The 19463-nt window shown below is 72.9% G+C and carries 20 protein-coding genes and 1 riboswitch; of the genes, 5 read left to right on the plus strand and 15 right to left on the minus strand.

All coding sequences use genetic code 11. From position 1 onward, the window contains the following. Positions 1-60 precede the first annotated feature (60 nt). Positions 61-720 carry a DUF4389 domain-containing protein gene (locus AB0D94_RS11400; protein WP_362049250.1) on the plus strand — a complete coding sequence of 220 codons (660 nt, stop codon included), beginning with the start codon at positions 61-63 and terminating at the stop codon, positions 718-720. A gap of 107 nt (positions 721-827) precedes the next feature. Beyond that, a complete protein-coding gene (locus tag AB0D94_RS11405; protein WP_266939149.1) occupies positions 828-1025 on the plus strand; it encodes a hypothetical protein in 198 nt (65 codons plus the stop codon). A gap of 36 nt (positions 1026-1061) precedes the next feature. Here AB0D94_RS11405 and AB0D94_RS11410 read toward each other — a convergent pair whose 3' ends face one another. From AB0D94_RS11410 to AB0D94_RS11455, 10 genes are all read right to left on the minus strand, one after another. Continuing rightward, a complete protein-coding gene (locus AB0D94_RS11410) occupies positions 1062-1823 on the minus strand; it encodes a metallophosphoesterase (RefSeq protein WP_362049254.1) in 762 nt (253 codons plus the stop codon). After that, entirely contained in the window at positions 1820-2074 is a 255-nt protein-coding gene (locus tag AB0D94_RS11415; RefSeq protein ID WP_362049257.1) for a hypothetical protein, read from the minus strand. The genes AB0D94_RS11410 and AB0D94_RS11415 overlap by 4 nt, the downstream gene beginning before the upstream one ends. Next, positions 2071-2733, minus strand: a complete 663-nt coding sequence (locus AB0D94_RS11420; RefSeq protein WP_362049260.1) for a nucleotidyltransferase family protein — start codon at positions 2731-2733, stop codon at positions 2071-2073. The genes AB0D94_RS11415 and AB0D94_RS11420 overlap by 4 nt, the downstream gene beginning before the upstream one ends. Positions 2734-2750: 17 nt before the next feature. Then, entirely contained in the window at positions 2751-3476 is a 726-nt protein-coding gene (locus tag AB0D94_RS11425) for an HAD family hydrolase (RefSeq protein ID WP_362049263.1), read from the minus strand. Between the two features lie 10 nt (positions 3477-3486). Next, positions 3487-4452, minus strand: coding sequence for an LLM class F420-dependent oxidoreductase (locus AB0D94_RS11430; RefSeq protein ID WP_362049266.1), 966 nt, complete (start codon positions 4450-4452; stop codon positions 3487-3489). A 95-nt stretch (positions 4453-4547) separates the two neighbouring features. After that, a complete protein-coding gene (locus AB0D94_RS11435; RefSeq protein ID WP_362049269.1) occupies positions 4548-5588 on the minus strand; it encodes an NAD-dependent epimerase/dehydratase family protein in 1041 nt (346 codons plus the stop codon). 87 nt (positions 5589-5675) lie between these two features. After that, positions 5676-6977 carry a cytochrome P450 gene (locus tag AB0D94_RS11440; protein WP_362049272.1) on the minus strand — a complete coding sequence of 434 codons (1302 nt, stop codon included), beginning with the start codon at positions 6975-6977 and terminating at the stop codon, positions 5676-5678. 96 nt (positions 6978-7073) lie between these two features. Beyond that, complete coding sequence (locus AB0D94_RS11445; RefSeq protein ID WP_362049275.1) at positions 7074-7292, minus strand: hypothetical protein; 219 nt, start codon at positions 7290-7292, stop codon at positions 7074-7076. 65 nt (positions 7293-7357) lie between these two features. Beyond that, complete coding sequence (locus AB0D94_RS11450; protein WP_362049278.1) at positions 7358-7711, minus strand: PRC-barrel domain-containing protein; 354 nt, start codon at positions 7709-7711, stop codon at positions 7358-7360. Positions 7712-7831: 120 nt separating this feature from the next. Then, entirely contained in the window at positions 7832-8242 is a 411-nt protein-coding gene (locus AB0D94_RS11455; RefSeq protein WP_362049281.1) for a transcriptional repressor, read from the minus strand. A gap of 308 nt (positions 8243-8550) precedes the next feature. Here AB0D94_RS11455 and katG point away from each other — a divergent pair, with 308 nt between their 5' ends. Further along, positions 8551-10782 (plus strand): catalase/peroxidase HPI, encoded by a 2232-nt coding sequence (gene katG / locus AB0D94_RS11460; RefSeq protein ID WP_362049284.1) that lies wholly within the window; start codon positions 8551-8553, stop codon positions 10780-10782. A gap of 173 nt (positions 10783-10955) precedes the next feature. Continuing rightward, entirely contained in the window at positions 10956-12227 is a 1272-nt protein-coding gene (locus AB0D94_RS11465) for a GAF domain-containing SpoIIE family protein phosphatase (RefSeq protein ID WP_362049287.1), read from the plus strand. Here AB0D94_RS11465 and AB0D94_RS11470 read toward each other — a convergent pair. Continuing rightward, positions 12197-12886, minus strand: a complete 690-nt coding sequence (locus AB0D94_RS11470) for a M15 family metallopeptidase (protein WP_362049290.1) — start codon at positions 12884-12886, stop codon at positions 12197-12199. The two genes, AB0D94_RS11465 and AB0D94_RS11470, sit on opposite strands and share 31 nt — an antisense overlap. 86 nt (positions 12887-12972) lie before the next feature. Here AB0D94_RS11470 and AB0D94_RS11475 point away from each other — a divergent pair, with 86 nt between their 5' ends. Then, on the plus strand, positions 12973-13557 hold the full coding sequence (locus tag AB0D94_RS11475) for a hypothetical protein (protein WP_362049293.1): 585 nt from the start codon (positions 12973-12975) through the stop codon (positions 13555-13557). A 58-nt stretch (positions 13558-13615) separates the two neighbouring features. Here the strand turns inward: AB0D94_RS11475 and AB0D94_RS11480 are convergent, their stop codons facing one another. The 4 genes from AB0D94_RS11480 to metE form a co-directional block, all read right to left on the minus strand. Further along, positions 13616-14197: a hypothetical protein gene (locus tag AB0D94_RS11480; RefSeq protein WP_362049296.1), complete on the minus strand. Its 582-nt coding sequence runs from the start codon at positions 14195-14197 to the stop codon at positions 13616-13618. Positions 14198-14209: 12 nt separating this feature from the next. Then, the gene (locus tag AB0D94_RS11485) at positions 14210-15229 is read right to left on the minus strand and encodes an amidohydrolase family protein (protein WP_362049299.1); all 1020 of its coding nucleotides are present in this window, start codon (positions 15227-15229) and stop codon (positions 14210-14212) included. A 121-nt stretch (positions 15230-15350) separates the two neighbouring features. Next, positions 15351-16679: a cytochrome P450 gene (locus AB0D94_RS11490; RefSeq protein ID WP_362049302.1), complete on the minus strand. Its 1329-nt coding sequence runs from the start codon at positions 16677-16679 to the stop codon at positions 15351-15353. Between the two features lie 217 nt (positions 16680-16896). Then, a riboswitch (cobalamin riboswitch) is annotated at positions 16897-16967 on the plus strand. A gap of 123 nt (positions 16968-17090) precedes the next feature. After that, positions 17091-19412 (minus strand): 5-methyltetrahydropteroyltriglutamate--homocysteine S-methyltransferase, encoded by a 2322-nt coding sequence (gene metE / locus AB0D94_RS11495; protein WP_362049305.1) that lies wholly within the window; start codon positions 19410-19412, stop codon positions 17091-17093. Positions 19413-19463 lie beyond the last annotated feature (51 nt).

The following is a 19463-nucleotide window of genomic DNA, read 5'->3' on the forward strand; positions in this document are numbered from 1 at the left end:
GGAGGGCGGGGGCGGCCGGGATGATGGAGGGGAGCGACCTCCGAGAACTGGGAGAACGCGATGACAGAGCAGCCCGCCTCCTACCGGCCGGTCAGGGTGACGGCAGAGCTGGACGCACCGCTGTCGCGCTGGCTGTGGCTGGTCAAGTGGATCCTCGCGATCCCCCACTACGTCGTGCTGGCCTTCCTCTGGATCGCCTTCCTCCTGGTCAGTGTGATCGCGTTCTTCGCCATCCTCTTCACCGAGCGCTACCCGCGTGCCCTGTTCGACTTCAACGTCGGCGTGCTCCGCTGGTCCTGGCGGGTTTCTTACTACGCGTACGGCGCGCTGGGCACCGACCGGTACCCGCCCTTCAGCCTGGGCCCGGAGCCCGGCTACCCGGCCCGGCTCGACATCGCCTACCCCGAGCGTCTCTCCCGGGGCCTGGTCCTGGTGAAGTGGTGGCTGCTGGCCATTCCGCACTACCTCGTCATCAGCTTCTTCACCGGTGCGCCGCACGCCGGCTGCTGGGGCGGCGGGCTGATCGGCCTGCTCGCCCTGTTCGCGGTCGTGGTGCTGGCCTTCACCGGGACGTACCCGCGGGACATGTTCGACCTGGTGATCGGGCTCAACCGGTGGGTGCTGCGGGTGAGCGCGTACGCCTCGCTCATGACGGACGAGTACCCGCCCTTCCGCCTGGACCTGGGTGGTGAGGAGCCCGCCGCACTGGTGGCCCCGTAGGCGCCACTGGTGACCCCGCAGGCGTCGCCGCCCTCACGGTGGTCACGCAAAGGTGACGATGCGGTCACGCACCGCCACACCGGGCGCAGCAGGATCGTTGCTCCAGCATGCAGAAGACGCATTTCGCTACGGAGGCGACGGCCGGGCCACCACGACCGCTCAGTGCGGATCCTGTGCGGTCCGACTCGCCGATCTACGACCGGCTGGAACTCGAATGGCTGCGCGCGGGGCGGACGGTACCGCGGCCGGTGAGCCCGGCCGGCTGGCGGCGGGTGGACGACGACGACCGCTTCAGGAGGGCCTGACCCCGGCTGCCGTGCCGCGGAGCCGCGGCCGGGTCATCAGCGGCGGGGCCCCGTGCCGTCCGCCTGCGGCCGGTCGGGCGGGGTGAGGTGGTAGACGGCGAAGGCCCGGTCGATCACGGGCATGGCGACGTTGCGGACGCGGACCCCGCCGGCTGTCATGCCGTGTTCGGTGCCGGAGTGCGCGTGCCCGTGGACGGCGAGGTCCGCGCCCTCCTCGTCCATCGCCTCGGCGAGCAGGTAGCTGCCGAGGAACGGGTAGATCTCCAGGGGCTCCCCCGCCAGGGTGTCCGGCACGGGCGCGAAGTGCGTGAGCGCGATGCGCAGCGCGCAGTCCTGGTCCCGCAGTTCCCGCAGGGCGCGCCCCAGACCCTCGGCGCAGCGGTGGGTGAGGCGGACGAAGGCCTTCATCTCCGGTTCGCCGAACTCGCTGCCGCAGCGCCCCGCGAAGCCCCCGCCGAAGCCCTTGGTGCCCGCGACGCCCACGCGCGTCCCGCCCACGTCGAGGGCGACCGCCGTGCCCTCCAGGACGTGGACGCCGGCCGCGGTCAGCTCGTGCGCGACGGCCGTCTCCTGGTCGCTCTGGTAGTCGTGGTTCCCGAGTACCGCGACCACGGGCACGGGCAGGCCCGCCACCTCGCCGGCCACCACCCGGGCCTCCTCCCGGGTGCCGTGCCTCGTCAGGTCCCCGGCCAGGAGCAGCAGGTCCGCACAGGTGCCCAGCGTGTCGAAGGCCGGCCGGAGCACCCCGGCGCTGCCGGCGCCGAGGTGGATGTCCCCGACGGCCGCCACCCGGATCACGACAGCTCCTCGGTGTGGTCGGGCGGGCCGGACCGGGTGACGGTGAGGTCCTCGGACCAGTCCAGGCCCGCCAGCTCCTCCGCGGCGATCCGCAGCACGGCCGCCCGGATCTCTTCGGCGGCCACGCTTCCCAGGACGACGGCGCGCCCGCCGCGCAGCTCGACGCGCACACCGAGCTCCGCGATGTCCTCGCGCGCCAGCCGCTCGCGCAAATGCTCCATGCGGTACTCCACGATCTCGCCGTACTTCATGGTGTGTCCTGCGCTTTCGTCGGATCGGGGCTCCGGTCCCCGATCACGTGGAGCCGCTCGAGGAGGTGCAGGAACGCGTCCGCGAGGGGGGATTCCCGGTGGTCCCGGTCCAGTCGCTCCCAGTCGATCTGCTCCCGCAGCATGCGCGCCATCGGCAGCAGGTCGCCGAAGTCGCAGTAGTGCTCGCAGAGCGCGGCGAGTCGGCTGTCCATGAGGTCGGTCGGCGCGAGGACCGGCATCCATACGGAGTCCACCGCCTTCACGTGCGCGCGTTCCAGGAGCTCGGTGCTGACCGGCCGCCGGGCCAGCTCGAAGATCAGGTCGATCTCCTCCCCGCCCGAACGGCCCTTGACCAGCCAGTCCTCCGGGGCGCGGCGCATCTGGATGCCGCCCTCCTCCAGGGCTTGGACGACCACGTCGGCGTCCTCGGCCCGTACGCAGAAGTCGGTGTCGTGCTGGAACCGGGCCGGCAGCCCGTGCGCGAAGGCGGCCACGCTCCCGGCGAGGGCGAAGGGCCGCCCGGACCGTTTGAGCAGGGCGGCCACCTGTTTGGTGGTCTCCAGGATCGCCTGGGTGTGGTCCCGTGGCAGTACTCCGGGGGGCGGCTCCGGCGGGCTCAGCCCTTCCGGTATCGGGACGGGTTCGGGACGGCGGTTCACGGCGCACCTCGGCGGGTTCACTCGGCGGCTTCGCCCGGTGGTTCCCACGCCCCGGGCCCGTTGCGGGCGAACGGGCTGTGGGCGAGGTGGGCCAGCAGGTCCGCGGGGTCGTGGTGGACGGCGGCGGCGCCCGCGTCCTCCAGATCGCCCCGCGGGATGCCGCCGCACAGCAGGCCGACGCAGGTGACGCCGGCGCGGGTGGCGGCCTTCATGTCCCACACGGTGTCGCCGACGAACACCGCGCGCTCCGGCGGTACTCCAACCAGTTCGAGGGCGTGGAGGACGGGGTCGGGTGCGGGTTTGCCCTCCTCCACGTCGTCGGAGGTCGCGGTGTCCGTGATGGCCTCGTCGGCGTCGATGGCCCGGCGCAGGGCCTTGAGTTCGTTGTCCTTCGCGGAGGTGACGAGCAGGACCTTCCAGCCCGTGCCCGCCAGCTCCCGCAGCAGGTCGGCGGCCGAGTCCAGGGCGGGTAGCCGGTCGAACCAGGTGGCGTAGAGGGTGTCGTGGGCGGCGCTCAGCCGGTCGTCCTCGGAGTGGTCGCGGTCCTCGCCCAGAAGGTGGTCCAGGAGGTCGCCGCCCGGCAGGCCGACGGCGCGGTGGATGGCGTGCATGGGCACCTGGTGGCCGGCCTGCCGCAGGGCTTCCCACCAGGCCGTCACGTGCAGGTGGTTGGTGTCGGTCAGGGTGCCGTCGACGTCGAAGAGCGCTGCTCGGGGCTCGGCCTGCGGCGTGGGGCTGGTCATGGCGGTGTCCTCACAACTGCCGCAGCGCGGGCAGCAGTTCGCTCTCGGCCCAGTGCAGGAAGGGCTCCTGCCGGTCGCCTCCGACCTGGATCAGGGCGACCTCGGTGAAACCGGCTTCCGCGTAGGGACGCACGGCGTCGACGAACACCTCCACGTCGTCTCCGCAGGGGACGGCCTCGGCCACGTCCTCGGGGCGGGTGTGCTGTGCGGCCTGGGTGAAGCCGGCCGGGCCGGGAAGCTCGGCGTTGACCCCCCAGCCCCCTAGGGCCCAGCGGAACTGGTCGTGCGCCCGGGTGACGGCGGCGTCGCGGTCGGGGTCGTAGCAGACGGGGAGCTGGCCGACCCGCGGCTTGCCCGCGCCGCCGTACTCGTCGAACTGCCTCAGCAGCTCCGGCTTCGCCTCGGTGGCGATCACCAGGTCGGCGTGGAGCCCGGCGACCTGGCAGGACCGGGGTCCGGACACGGCCACGCCGATCGGGGGCGGATGCTCGGGCAGGTCCCAGAGCTTGGCGTCCTCCACGTCGAAGTGGGTGCCGTGGTGGCTGACGTAGCCGCCGGCGAAGAGGCTACGGATGATCCCTACGGCTTCCTCCAGCATCTCCAGGCGGACGTGGGCGGTGGGCCAGCCCGCCCCGACGACGTGTTCGTTGAGGTTCTCCCCCGATCCCAGTCCGAGCCGGAACCTGCCCCCGGAAAGGATCTGCATCGTGGCCGCCTTCTGGGCGACCACCGCGGGGTGGTAGCGCAGCGTCGGGCAGGTCACGAAGGTCATCAGCGGGATCTCGCGGGTGGCCTGCGCGGCCGCGCCCAGCACGCTCCACGCGTAGGGGGCGTGCCCCTGTGCGTCGAGCCAGGGGAAGAAGTGGTCCGAGATGACGGAGAAGTCGAATCCCGCCCGCTCCGCGCCCACCAGGTGGTCCACCAGCTCACGCGGGCCGGCCTGCTCGGTCATCATTGTGTATCCGATGCGCACCATACGCCGCGCCTTGCCGCCCGCAGGGGGTCCGAAACCTCCCGTAGCGAACCATCCGCAGAGCTCCGGACCGATCCGTACGCATCTCGCGCAGGCCGTCAGTCGCGGTGGCGGGCCCGGCCGGCGCCGGATCCGGCGAGCGGGGCGGTGTCCAGGCCGGCGCCGTGCCGGAGCCCGTCCAGGAAGGCCGCGACGGCGTCGGTGGCCGTGCGGGCGGGTTCCCAGCCGAGTTCGGCGCGGGCCCGGCCCGCGTCGAGCAGCGGCAGCCGCAGCACCGCGTCCAGCAGGCCGGGGGCGGCCGGCACCAGGTGCATCCGCCAGCCGGCGGCCAGCACCGCCCGCGCCGTCCTCGTCGGCACCTGCACCGTACGGGCGCGCAGCAGCCCCGCCACGGCGGCCGTGTCCAGCACCGGGTCGGCCACGAGGTTGAACGGGCCCCGGACCGGCCGCAGAACGGCGGCCAGGTACGCCCGGGCCGCGTCGTCGGTGTGCAATGCCTGGAACCGCAGCCCGGTGACCTCGGGCACGACGGGGATCAGGCCGGGCCGGATCAGCCACCACGGCAGCAGCGGGCCCGCGAAGATCCGCCGCTGCTCGGAGGCCGACGTCGCCTTGAACAGGAAGGCGGGGCGCATGCGGACGACCCGCATCTGCGGATGGGTGAGCTCGTAGCCGTCCAGGTAGCGCTCTAGGTAGGCCTTCTCCCGGGTGTACGCGGCGCCCGGCCATCCGTGGGTGGGCCAGGACTCGTCGACCGGGCGGTCCGAGGCAGGGCCGGGTGAATAGGCCCCCACGGAGGAGGCGTGCACCAGGACGCCTACGCCTGCCTGCGCGCACGCCTCGAACACGCGGATGCTGCCGAGGACGTTGGTGCCCCAGGTCTCGACCGGGTCGTGGGTGGGCTGGAACCTCCAGGCCAGGTGCACCACGGCGTCCGCGCCCTCGAAGAGCGCGCCGAGGTCCGCGCCCTGCGGGCCTACGTCCGCGGCGGCCCACCGCACTCCGGCCTGCCAGGCGCCGGCCGGCCCCGGGAGGCGGCGCGCGACGCCGAGTACGTCGCTGACGGACGGGTCGTCCGCCAGGGCGCGCACGACGCTCGTCCCGGCATTGCCCGTCGCTCCGGTCACTACGACACGCATGACGCTGACGCCGCCTCTCGGTACGGGCCCCGGCGGGAGCGGCCCCGGATGTGTGCGTACCGGCCCTGGATGTGTGCGTACCGGCGTTCACGCCTGGGAGTGGAACCGCGAGGCATGGTGACTCCTTGGCTGGTGGGCGGTCTCGATGACGAATCCGCTGCGGGGCCGGGTCGGGATCCGGCTCAGCGGGATGGAGAGGTCCTGCTGCGGTACGGCGAAACGCAGCTCGGCGAGGGCGGGCGCGAGGACGCTGAGCAGGGAGACCGTGATGTCCTCACCCGGGCAGCGATGGCCGGTCCGGGCATCGCCGCCGCCCTGGGGAATCAGTTCGTCGCCGGGTTCGCGGCCGAGGAAGCGCCCCGGGTCGAAGTGGTACGGCGCCTGCCACAGGTCCGGGTCGTGGTGATGGCCGTAGACGTCGAGCAGGAGGAGGGTCCCGGCCGGCACCCCGGAGCCGGCGAAGGTGAGGTCGCGGGCGGCCGCGGCTCCGAGGAGGGGCACGAACGGGTAGAAGCGTCTGACCTCGTGGACGAACGCGCGCGCCTGCGCGGGGCCCCCGGTGAGCAGTTCTTCGCCCCGTACGGGATGGCGGTGCAGGGCGTGTGCGGCGAAGACGGCGAACCAGGCGATGGCGACGGTCGGCCGGATGATGTTGAGGAGTTCGACGGCCGCGGTGCGCGGATCGAGCAGGGCTCCGTCGGGGCCGCGGTGCGCGGCGACCGCCTCCAGGGGGGATCCGGCCAGTGCGGCGTGCCGGGACGGGGCGAAGGGGCCGTCGGGGTGGGGGCCGTGCCCGCGTACGTCTTCCACGGCGCGGGCGAGGGCGTCCTCCTGGCGTTCCCGGGCGTGACGGGCCCGCCGGTGCCGGGGGCCCGCGGCGGCGAAGCCGTCGACCATGGCCACGCAGTCCTCGGCGATCTCCGGGGCGGCGTCGTCCGGGACGGGCAGACCCACCCAGTCGCAGACCGCCCGGGCGAGCACGGCGGCCACCTCGTCGAAGAGCACCACCCTGCGGTCCTCCCAGGTGGGCACGGCGTCCTGCCAGCACCGCTCGACGCGGTCGGTCAGGCCGCTGATGCCGTCCGGCGTCATGAGCAGGGAGGTGAACATCCGCTTGCGCACCCGGTGCGGTATGCCGTCCAGGGTGTGCACCGCTCCCCTGCCGAAGAGGGTGTCGAGTACGGGCACCGGGACGGCCCCGTGGCGCTGGACGCGGTCCTCGTCGTAGAAGAGGGCGACGGCTTCGCGGCCGTGCAGCAGGGCGGCGGGGCGGCCCATCAGGCGGGTGCGGACCAGGTCCGCACCGTCGTGGTGCCTGCGCAGCGCCGGGGCCCAGGCGTAACCGTGGGCCAGCAGGGAGAAAGTGCTGTCGGTCAGTGGAACGGACATGGGCTGCGCCTACCCGTCCGCCTCGGGCCCATGCCGGTTCCTGCGCGCCACGGGCCCGTGCGGTCTCCTGCGTGCCGCAGGAGGCGGCGGCGGTGGTCAGGAGGGAGAGCGGCGCCGGGTCTGTTCCTCGCGGCCCACACCCGGGCGCTGGCGCTTGGCGGAGTGCCCTCCGCCGTCATCTGCCCCGGTGTCCCCGAGCCGGCCCTTGACGGCCTCGTCGGCCGCCCGCCGGGCCTCTTGGTCACCGCTCTCGCCGACCGCCTGCGACGGCGGGGTGGGTGCGCGGCGCCGCGGCGCCCGCTTTTCCTCGCTCATGTCGAACTCCTCGCTGCTCCGGGACGGCCGCACGCGCGGCCCGGGCTACGTGTGCGGCTGGCTGGCTACATGTGCGGCTGGTTGTAGTAGCGGGCGAACTGCTCCAAGTAGCTGGGCTCACCCTTGTGCTCGGCCTCGACGAACTCGGGGGCGTCCTTGATCTGGTCCTTGCTCCGGTTCACGTACACCTTCTTCTCGGCCGTGTCGATCCGCTCGATGGTGCCCGCGGGCAGCAGCACGTGCTTGCCGAAGATCCAGACGCCGGTGTCGACGACGAGGTAGGACGCGCCGACTTCCTCGGAGTGCTTGTCGATCTTCCCGATGCCGCCGTCGGTGGCTTCGACCTTGTACCCGATCAGGTCGAGGCCCTCCTGGTGGCCCGCGTTCTGGCCGTAGCCCCAGATGCCTTCCTCACTCATGGCTGATGCCTTCCCTGAGGGGCCCCTCCCGGGGGGCCGGGCCCGGGTACCCCCTGCGTGGCGGCTGCCCGGCCCCTGGCGGCCGAAACCCGGCCGGAAGCGCCCGCCCCCGGCCAGGGCCTACGCGCAGGAGGGGCACAGCCCCCGGTAGGTCACCTCGACCCCGGACACCGTGAAGCCGAACCGCTCCTCCGCCGGGAGACCGGCCAGCGGGTCGCCGGTCGCGTGGACGTCGCGGATCAGGCCGCAGCCGGAGCACACCAGGTGCTGGTGCGGGCGGTGGGCGTTGGGGTCGTAGCGCTTGGCGCGGCCGTCGGTGGAGACCTCGGCGACCTCGCCCAGGGAGACCAGCTCGCCCAGGGCGTTGTAGACGGTCGCCCGCGAGATCTCGGGCAGCCGCTGCGCCGCGCGGGCGTGCACCTCGTCGGCCGTGAGGTGCACGTGGTCACCGTCGAGGACCTCCGCGACCACCCGCCGCTGGGACGTCAGACGCCAGCCCCGCCCTCGCAGTCGCTCCAGCAGGTCACTCATATCGGCTCACCTTTTCAGGCTCGGCGGGATACCGAAACCCCCTGGCGGCCGTCCGTTGGCAGACGTCCTGTATCCGACGGGATATCGGCTTGGTGTCCTTCTTGACTTGGATTCTGTCCATCGTAGGATCAGATGAGTTGATAGCCAAGGGACAGGAAGACTCCAAAGCGGCAGGAGACCGGCCCGGAGCCGACGTACGGCACCCCGAGCCGACGTGCCCACCCCGCACCCCGCCGCCCCCGTGCCCGATCGTTCTCCCCCGCATGCAGTTCTGAGCACCGTGATCCGCCTGGTCCGGAAGGATTCCCATGTCTGAGAACCATGACGCCATCGTCACCGAAGCGAAGACCGACAGCAGCAACGGCTGTCCGGTCGCGCACGAGCGCGCCCCGCACCCGACCCAGGGCGGCGGGAACCGCCAGTGGTGGCCGGAACGGCTCAACCTGAAGATCCTCGCCAAGAACCCCGCCGTGTCCAACCCGCTCGGCGAGGACTTCGACTACGCCGCGGCGTTCGAGACCCTCGACCTCCCCGCGGTGAAGCAGGACATCGCCGAGGTCCTGACGACCTCGCAGGACTGGTGGCCCGCCGACTTCGGCCACTACGGCCCGTTCATGATCCGGATGGCCTGGCACAGCGCCGGCACCTACCGGATCAGCGACGGCCGCGGCGGCGCCGGAGCCGGCCAGCAGCGCTTCGCCCCGCTCAACAGCTGGCCGGACAACGGCAACCTCGACAAGGCCCGCCGCCTGCTGTGGCCGGTGAAGAAGAAGTACGGCCAGAGCCTCTCCTGGGCCGACCTCATGATCCTCACCGGGAACGTCGCCCTGGAGCAGATGGGCTTCGAGACCTTCGGTTTCGGCGGCGGCCGCGCGGACGTCTGGGAGCCCGACGAGGACGTGTACTGGGGCCCCGAGACCACCTGGCTCGACGACGAGCGCTACACCGGCGACCGTGAGCTGGAGAGCCCCCTCGGCGCGGTCCAGATGGGCCTCATCTACGTCAACCCGGAAGGCCCGAACGGCAACCCGGACCCGATCGCCGCGGCCCGCGACATACGCGAGACCTTCCGCCGGATGGCGATGAACGACGAGGAGACGGTCGCCCTGATCGCGGGCGGCCACACCTTCGGCAAGACGCACGGCGCGGGCCCCGCGGAGAACGTCGGCGACGACCCCGAGGCCGCGTCCATCGAGCAGCAGGGCCTCGGCTGGAAGAACTCCTACGGCACCGGCAAGGGCGCCGACGCGATCACCAGTGGTCTCGAGGGCATCTGGACGAACACCCCGATCACCTGGGACAACAGCTTCTTCGAGATCCTGTTCGGCTACGAGTGGGAACTGTTCAAGAGCCCGGCCGGAGCGCACCAGTGGCGGCCGAAGGAGGGCGCCGGGGCCGGTACGGTGCCCGACGCCCACGACGCGTCGAAGAGCCACGCCCCGACCATGCTGACGACCGACCTCTCGCTGCGCTTCGACCCCGCCTACGAGCAGATCTCGCGGCGCTTCCTGGAGAACCCCGCCGAGTTCGCGGACGCCTTCGCCCGGGCCTGGTTCAAGCTGACCCACCGCGACATGGGCCCGGTCGTGCGCTACCTCGGCCCCGAGGTGCCGTCCGAGACCCTGCTGTGGCAGGACCCGCTCCCGGCGGTGACGCACGAGCTCGTCGGCGCCGAGGACGTCGCCGCCCTCAAGCAGCAGGTCCTCGCCTCGGACCTGACGGTCTCCCAGCTGGTGTCCACGGCGTGGGCGGCGGCCTCGTCCTTCCGCGGCAGCGACAAGCGCGGCGGGGCCAACGGTGCGCGCATCCGGCTCCAGCCGCAGAGCGGCTGGGAGGTCAACGAGCCCGACCAGGTGGCCACGGTGCTGCGCACCCTGACGGGGATCCAGGAGTCCTTCAACGCCGCCCAGAGCGGCGGCAAGCGGATCTCGCTCGCCGACCTGATCGTGCTGGCCGGTGCCGCCGCCGTCGAGCAGGCCGCCAGGGACGCCGGCTCCGACGTCCAGGTGCCCTTCACCCCGGGCCGTGCGGACGCCTCGCAGGAGCAGACGGACGTGGAGTCGTTCGCCGCGCTCGAACCGGTCGCCGACGGGTTCCGCAACTACCTCGGCAAGGGCAGCCGGCTGCCGGCCGAGTACCTGCTGATCGACCGGGCGAACCTGCTGAACCTGAGCGCCCCCGAGATGACGGCCCTCGTCGGTGGCCTGCGCGTGCTGGGCGCGAACCACCAGCAGTCGCGGCACGGCGTCCTCACCAGCACCCCCGGGACGCTGACCAACGACTTCTTCGTCAACCTGCTCGACCTTGGCACGACGTGGCAGGCGACGTCCGGGGACCAGAACCACTTCGAGGGGCGCGACGCCGCCACCGGCGAGGTCAAGTGGACCGGCACCCGTGCCGACCTGGTCTTCGGTTCGAACTCCGAGCTGCGCGCGCTCGCGGAGGTCTACGCGAGCGATGACGCCAAGGAGAAGTTCGTGAAGGACTTCGTCGCGGCGTGGGACAAGGTCATGAACCTGGACCGGTTCGACCTCGTCTGATCCTCCCGTCCGGGCCGGCCGGTACCGGTCGGCCCGGACGGCGTACCCGGCCGCAACACCCCTCGCCTTGCCCCTCACAGCCCCCGCGAGCTGATGAAATGCCTTCCACGGCAGGTCGGCTGCGGCCTGCCGCCGGCAGCTCGCCGACGGCGGCGGGCGGGCGAGGGAGGCACGTGTCGGAACAGGACAGGCTGGAGGCGCGGCTGCGCTCCATGGAGGAGGCGCTCGAACGGATCGGAACCTCCTCCGACGAGCGGGAGACCTGCCGGGAGCTGGCCGGATTCCTCTTCCGTACGCTGTGCGACGCCGCGGCGGTACACCTGTCCGGCCGCGGCGCACGAACCGAACGCGTGGCGGTGGCCGGCCCGGCGGCCCTGCTGGACGAGCCCGCCGCCGAGGGCGCGCCGGTGGTCCGGGCCCGGGACCAGGGCCGTCCCCTGGAGACGTGGTCCGGACAGGTCGCGGGCGCCCGCACCTACCTCGTCGCGGTGCCCCTGGCCGGCCCGGGCGGGGTCTACGGCAAGATCGTCGCCGTCCGCACCCGCGGGGACTTCAGCGACCACGAGATGGCCACCCTGCATTTCGCGGCGCGGCTGGCCGGTATCCACATCGGTCACGCGCGGCGTCTCGCGGCGACCGAGAAGACCGCGCTCGACCTGCAACGTGCGCTGGTGGCGGAACCCGGCCGGCCGCACCCGAACCTGGAGGTCGCCAGCCGCTACCTGCCCGTCGGACCGCGCGCCCTGGTCGGCGGCGACTGGTTCGAGACGGTGCGCCTGCACTTCGGCCGCACCCTGCTGGCGGTCGGGGACGTGATGGGCCACGGCCTGGAGGCCGCCGTCGACATGAACGCGTACCGCTCCGTCCTGCGCGAGGTGGCCTCCACCGATCTCGCCCCGCACCGGGTGCTGCGCCAGCTGGACGCCATGTCCGCGTCCGACGAGGGCCGCAGGCCCGCGACCTGTCTGCTCGTGCGGGTCGATCCGGCCCGCGGCACGGCCGTCTACGCCAGTGCCGGGCACCTGCCGCCCGCCGTCTTCACCCGGGACGGCTCGGGCGGGCTCCTCGACGTCCCCGTCGGTCCGCCGCTGGGCACGGGCGCGGGAGGCTACGAGGCCCTCGCCCGGCCGCTCACCGCGGACCAGACGCTGCTGCTCTACACCGACGGGCTCGTGGAACGCCGCAGCGAGGACATCGACACCTCGCTGGCCAGGCTCGCCGCCCTGCGGGTGGGGGCCCGGGCGAGCCTCGAGGCGGTGGTGGACGCGGTCTGCGACGGACTCGACGCACAGCACGCCGAGGACGACGTGGCCGTCCTCGCCGCCCGGCTGCGCCCCCGGCCGCCCCACCCCGCCGGGGGCGACGCGACGGACGCCGCGCACTTCGCGACGCCGGGCGCCCCGGGACGGCCGGTTCAGCCGCCGGTCGCCGAGAAGTGCTGGTAATCGGGGTTGGACCAGCGGCCGCCCCAGTACCAGCCCACTTCCCCGAAGGCCCGGGTGACGACGTCGCCGCCGCGGATCATGCCGGGCACGGGACGGTCGCGCCGCAGGTGGGAGCGGCCGGCGGGAGGCCGGACGGTGCCCCGGCGGTCCACGTACGGGTTCTCCACGGGGCCGATGTCCACGGCGTCCCCGTAGGCGTGCCGGGAGCGGCGGCCGGGGTCGCCGGTGACCTGCCGGCAGTTGAAGGCGGAGGTGTTGTCGTCGGCCATCGACCGCGCGTCGTCACCGCCGTACGCCGCCACCGGCCGCATGCGCCGAATGGGGAACTTCGCTTCGAAGATCCTGCCGAAGACCTGGAGGAGGGGCTGGACGGCCCGCTCGTGGACGACGAGCTCGCCCCGGTGGACCCTGCCGTCGAAGCCCCAGTGGTTCATCCGGATCAGCCGCAGCTGTTCGGGGCCGACCGGACAGCCAGGCCGGTACGTGGCGCCCAGCGCGGCCGGAGACACCGGCTCCACCTCGGCGGCCAGCCGGACGCGCGAGGCCTGCAGAAGGGCTGCGGACGGGCGTGGCGGCGATGGCTGGGCGCCGCTCGTACAGGCGGGCGTGGCAGTGCACAGCACGACGACCGCGGCGACGGCACTGAGGGCAGGGCGCACCGCATCACCGTAAGCGGGCCCGCCCCTGGACGCATGGCGGAGCGGAATCGGGTAAGACGCCCGGTACGGACGCCTGAGGAGGACCCATGCCTCGTCTGTCGGTGGAAGGCTCCGAGATCGTCGTCCGGCTCTCCTTGCGGGAGCGGATGGCCGTACGCCGGAGCGGGTTCCGCGTGCCCGTGTCGGCCTTGCGGCAGGTCGGCGTGGAGTCCAGCTGGTGGCGGGTGCTGCGCGGGGCGCCCGGCCGGGGCAGCTGGCACCCGGGGCGCTGCGTCGGGTTCCGGCGGCTGCCGGAGGGCGGCGCGGACTTCGTCGCCGTGAGGGCCGACCATCCGGCGCTCCTCCTGGAACTGGACCCGGACGCGGCGCTGCGCCGGATCGCGGTGTCCGTGGCGGACGTCGAGGGGACCCGGCGCGCGCTGCTGGCGGTGATGCCTGGGGCGAAGGCGCCGGACGCCGGGCCCGGGGAGCCCCCGGACGAGGTCCCGCCGGCTGTACCCCGGCCCGCGCTCCAGCACGAGGGCGGCGTGGCGGACGATCACGGACGGCCGCCGGGCAGCCCGTCACGGACCGGGACGGGGTCGGCGGAGCCCCCGGCCGACCCGGAGCGGGTCCGCGCGGCCGGCGAGCGCGCGAAGCGGGCAGGGCGCGAGGGTACGGCCCCCACCTGAGCCCTGACGGCTGACCCGCACCCCGGCACGGGCGCGGGTCAGCGGCTGGATGACCCACTCATCTGGGGCCCGGGGGGCGGGTGGTACCGGGACGGCAGATGACGGTCGGGTTGAACGTCTCGAACGCGCCCGTGGGGTTGGCCTTCCAGAGCCACAGGTGGAGTGCGTAGTGCACCGGCTGGCCGGGGAAGTTTCCGCGCTGCGGGCCCTTGAAGGGCCTGCCGAAGAGGCTGGGGCGGTCGTCGTCCGTCGCGGTGTTCTGGTCGCGGTCGTAGACCAGCCACTGCACGCCGACGAGTCGTTTGCCGCCGCGCCCGTCGTCCTCGTAGTACAGCGCGGCGGGCACCGCCGGGTCGACGGAGTTGTCGTGGGTGTGGTTGAAGTGCGGGTAGCCCAGCGCGCCCTTGCCGCCCACCCGGTCGACGACGCAGTACTTGTCCGGCACGTAGCCGGCCTTCACCGCGTTGGAGTGCAGCGTGTACGGGGCGGTCGCCCGGTAGGTGACGGCCCGGTCGGCGTGGGCCAGGCCGGGCGCGTCCGGGCCGGCCGCCGAGGCGGCCGACGCGTGGGTGACGGCCAGGGCCGCCGCCAGGACGAGGGAGGCGGCGGCCGTGGCGACCGGGGGGAGGCTTCGGGCCATGGGAACTCCTGGTCAGACGGTGGCCAGTTGGGGGATGAGGCGCAGCGCGTTGTCGTGGTAGATCCCCTGGAGCTGCTCCGGGGTGAAGGCCGGGTCCGCGTCGAGGGCGGGGAGCGCGAAGTCCGTGACGGTGTCGGCCGGGGCGGCGGGCCAGTCCGTGCCGAAGAGGAGGCGGTCGGCGGGGACCTGGGTCAGCAGGGTCGCTGCCGGAGCCATGGGGCCCGCCGTGTCGTAGTAGAAGCGCTGGAGGTGGTCGCGGACGGCACCGGGGTCGACGGGCGGGTCGCAGAACCGTCCGAGGGCCTGCATCCGGGTCGCGATGGACGGGAGGAAGCCGCCGGCGTGCGGCAGGATCACCGAGATGTCGGGGAAGCGGTCCAGCGTCCGCCTGCTGATCATGTTGGCCGCGGCCCGGGTGGTGTCCAGGAGGAAGTCGCACATGAAGTTGGGGATGCCCGGGACCGTCATGGCGCCGGGCGGGCAGCCGGGGAGGTTGTGCGGATGGGTGTCCACGACGGCGTGGTGGTCGTTCAGTTCGTGGAACACCCGGTCGTAGGCGGGGTCCCCGAGGTAGACGCCGCCGTAGTTGGCGGTCACGTTCACGCCGACGGCGCCGAGCTGTCCGAGGCCTCGGCGCACGGCCCACGAGGAGGCGTCGGGGTCGTCGAGGAAGAGGGGGACGTAGAAGGCGAAGCGCCCGGGATGCGAGTTCGCGACCTCGATCATCGACTGGAGCGTGATGTTGATGGCCTCGCGCAGCTGCGCCGACGAGGGGTAGCGGGCGGGCAGCATGGGCTTCAGTACGGCTGTCGCCACTCCCGCACGGTCCATGAAGCCGATCGCGGCGTCGGTGTCGAGCTGCGCCCACGGCGGCAGTTGTTCCCGCTTGACCAGCCCGTGGTGCTCCGCCCATTCGCGCCACTGCGGCGCGCAGTAGTGATGATGCATGTCGATCTTCGCCTGGTGCCCGTGCGTCTCGACCGGGCCCAGGGCGGCGACGTCGTGCGCGGCGGAGGTCGGCCGCTCTTCCACCTCCGTTCCGAGGAGACTCAGTCCGGAGGTACTCGAAGATTCGGGCATCGCCCGTCCACCACCTGTCGTTTCGGTTTGCGTGCGAGGGGGGCTGCGTTCGAGGGGGCTGCTGGGGAGAGGGCTACGTCCGGGGGGTCACGGAGGCCAGCGCCGGGGCCGCGCCGGGCGCCGGCCGCTGGTTCCCGGCCGGCCGTGACGGGTCCAGGACGAGCGGGAGCCGCTCCAGCCCCCGGAAGGCGGCCACCGGCCCCTTGAGCCACGCCGCCTCGCTCGCCCGCGGGTCCGCCAGCCGCATGTCCGGGAAGTCCCGCAGCAGGCAGGAGAGCGCGACTTCGAGTTCGAGCCGCGCCAGCGGCGCGCCCAGGCAGTAGTGCGTTCCGTGGCCGAAGCCCAGGTGTGTCCCCTGGAGTCCCTCGCGCGTCACGTCGAGGACGTCCGGGGAGTCGAACTTCGCGGGGTCCCGGTTCGCGGAGGCGATGGCGATCTGGACGAGGGAGCCCTTGGGAATCACCGTGCCCCGGAGTTCGACGTCCTCGACCGCGTACCGGAAGGTGGAGGTCTCCACCGAGCCCTCGAAGCGGACGATCTCCTCCATGGCGCCGGGGATCAGCGCCGGGTCCGCGCGCAGCCGCTCCAGCTGGTCGGGCCGCAGCAGCAGGTGGAGGACCGAGTTGCCGATCTGGAAGGCCGTGGTCTTGTGGCCGGCGAAGAAGATGACCCACAGCGAGGAGATCAGGTCCGCGTCGTCCAGGGCCTCCTCCGCCCGGATCAGGTCGCTGAGGAAGCTGTCGGAGGGGTGGGCGCGGGTGTGGGCGATCAGCTGTCCCAGCCGGTTCTGCAGCCACTCCTCGGCGGCGTGCAGCTCCGCGCTCTTGGAGGGGTCGAACCGGGAGCGCGTCACCACGGCGAAGTGCCCCAGGATCTCCGGCCGGTCGCCCGGCGGGATGCCCATCAGGTCGCACAGGACGGCGATCGGGAGCGGGAACGCGAAGGCCGGCATCAGGTCGACCTCGTTGGCCTCGGCGCATTCCCTGAGCAGGTTCTCGGCGATCTCGGTGATGCGGGGTCTCATCTCCTCGACGCGCCGCGGGGAGAAGGCGCCGCGGAGGGAGCGGCGCAGCCGGGTGTGCCGGGGCGGGTCCGAGAAGAGCACGTTGTCGTCGAGGGCGTCGAAGAAGCTGCCGTACACCGCGTGGTAGGTGTCGAGCGCCCCGCGCATGTTCTTGCTGAACCGCGGGTCCGACAGTGCGTCGCGGGCGTCTTCGTAGCGGGTGATGAGGTAGGTGCCGATGCCGTGCGGAGGCGTCAGGGGACATACGGGGGCCTGCTCGCGCAGCGCCGCGTAGGCGGGGTGGGGGCAGCTCCGGAACTCGGGCGCACCTCTGGACACGGCCGAGACGATGTCCCGCAGCCCGCCGGCGTCGTTCGGTGCCGCGTTCTCCTGCGCCATGCTCCACACCCTTCGTCAGACTCCCGCTTCCGCGCAGACACCGGTTCCCTGCGGAGGCGGACGGCGAAACGGTCGTTGGCTCGTTCGAGTGAGCGCGCCGGCGGGAGGAGAGGATCTTCACGGGCGGAGGGCGCTACTGGTCAGCGCCGGGGTGCGACCGCACGATGCGTCTGCCCGGGCCGATGCCCGGGCGACAACTGAATGGCCGTGTGGCGTGGGGGAAGCCGATGGGAATCCGGCGCTGACCTGCAACCGTGTGGGGCGTCCGCGCCCCGAGTCGGGAAGCCCAGCACCCGCCGACGCCGGTCGGCGCCAGTTCGAGCTGAACGCGGGCGACCAGGTGGCCTTCACCTGGACCTCCTTCTAGCGGACCGTCCGGCCCGACACCGCGTCAGGCGCCCGACATCGCGGTCAGTCGGTGGCGCCCGCCTCGGTGCGGACCGTGTGGGCCGCTTCCACCAGGTGTTCCAGGGAGGTCCGGGTCTCGGTCCAGCCGCGGGTCTTCAGGCCGCAGTCGGGGTTGACCCACAGCCGCTCGGCCGGGATGGCCTCCAGCCCCTTGCGCAGCAGCGCGGCCGCCTCGGCGGCGGAGGGGACGCGCGGGGAGTGGATGTCCCACACGCCGGGGCCGACCTCGCGGGGGTAGCGGGCGGCGGCCAGCTCGTCGGCGACCCGCATGTGGGAGCGGGCGGCCTCCAGGCTGATGACATCGGCGTCGAGGTCGTCGATGGCCTGGAGGATGTCTCCGAACTCGGCGTAGCACATGTGGGTGTGGATCTGGGTGTCCGGGCGGACTCCGCTGGTGGTGAGGCGGAAGGACTCGGTGGCCCAGGCGAGGTAGTCGGCGTGGCCGTCGGCCCGCAGCGGCAGGGTTTCGCGCAGCGCGGGTTCGTCTACCTGGATGACGGAGGTCCCGGCCGCTTCGAGGTCGACGACCTCGTCGCGCAGGGCGAGCCCGACCTGCCGGGCGGTCTCCCCGAGGGGCTGGTCGTCGCGTACGAAGGACCAGGCGAGCATGGTGACCGGGCCGGTCAGCATGCCCTTGACCGGCTTGGCGGTCTGCTCCTGGGCGTACGCCGTCCAGCGCACGGTCATCGGCTCGGGGCGGGAGATGTCCCCGGCGAGGACCGGCGGGCGGACGTAGCGGGTGCCGTAGGACTGGACCCAGCCGTGCTGGGTGGCGAGGTAGCCGGTGAGCTGTTCGGCGAAGTACTGGACCATGTCGTTGCGTTCGGGCTCGCCGTGCACGAGGACGTCGACACCGGTCTGCTCCTGGAAGGCGATGACCTCGCGGATCTCGGTCTTGATGCGCTCCTCGTACCCGGCGGTGTCGATGCGGCCTGCGCGTAGGTCTGCACGGGCCACCCGCAGTTCGTCCGTCTGCGGGAAGGAGCCGATGGTGGTGGTGGGCAGCAGCGGCAGGCGCAGGTGGGCGCGCTGGGCGGCGGAACGCTCGGTGTAGGGCCGGGAGCGGCGGCCGTCGGCCTCGGTGATCGCGGCGGTGCGGGCCCGTACGGCCGGGTCGTGGGTGATCGGGGAGGTGGCGCGGGAGGCGAGGTCCGCCTGGTTGGCGGCGAGTTCGGCGGCGATCGCCCCGGTGCCCTGGGCCAGGCCGCGGGCCAGGGTGGTGATCTCGGTGGTCTTCTGGCGGGCGAAGGCGAGCCAGCGGCGGATCTGCGGGTCGATGTCCCGTTCGGCGGTGGCGTCCAGCGGGACGTGCAGGAGGGAGCAGGAGGCGGCGACGTCGACGCGGTCGGCGAGGCCGAGGAGGGTGCCGAGGGTGGTCAGGGACTTCTGGTGGTCGTTGATCCAGATGTTGCGGCCGTTGACCACGCCCGCGACCAGGCGCTTGCCCGGCAGTCCGCCGACCGCCGCGAGGTCGCGGAGGTTGGCGGCCGCGGCGTCGGTGAAGTCGAGGGCGAGGCCTTCCACGGGTGCCTTCGCCAGGACGGGCAAGGCCTCGCCGAGCCGGTCGAAGTAGGAGGCGACCAGCAGCCTGGGCCGGTCGGTGAGGCCGCCGAGGTCGCGGTAGGCCCGGGCGGCGGCGCCCAGTTCGGCCGGGGTGCGGTCCTGTACGAGGGCGGGCTCGTCGAGCTGGACCCAGTCGGCGCCGGCGGCGCGCAGCTCGGCGAGCACCTGTGCGTAGACGGGCAGCAGCCGGTCGAGCAGGGTCAGCGGGACGAAGTCCTCGGCGACGCCGGGGGCGGGCTTGGCGAGCAGCAGGTAGGTGACCGGTCCGACCAGGACGGGGCGGGGTGTGTGGCCGAGGGCGAGGGCTTCCTTCAGTTCGGCGACCTGCCGGGCGGAGTCGGCCGTGAAGGCGGTGTCGGGGCCCAGTTCGGGGACGAGGTAGTGGTAGTTCGTGTCGAACCACTTGGTCATCTCCAGCGGCGCGACGTCCTGGGTGCCGCGTGCCATCGCGAAGTAGCCGTCCAGGGCGTCCGTTTCGACGGCGGCGCGGTGCCGGGCGGGAATCGCGCCGACCATGACGGTGGTGTCCAGGACGTGGTCGTAGTACGAGAAGTCCCCGGTGGGCAGTTCGTGGAGGCCGGCGTCGGCGAGCTGCTTCCAGTTGGCGCGGCGCAGGTCGCGGGCGGTGTCCTGGAGGGCTTCGGCGGTGACGCGGCCCTTCCAGTAGCCCTCGACGGCCTTCTTCAGTTCGCGGTTCTGTCCCTGGCGGGGGTAGCCGTACACAGTGGCCTGTACTGCCGCGGCTGCGGACTCGGTGGTCACGGAACTCTCCTTCGCGAGCGTGTCTCCATGGACCCGGTGACGGGCCGAGGG

Origin of the sequence: Streptomyces sp. NPDC048255 (genome assembly GCF_040652415.1) — a bacterium.
Taxonomy (GTDB): Bacteria; Actinomycetota; Actinomycetes; order Streptomycetales; family Streptomycetaceae; genus Streptomyces.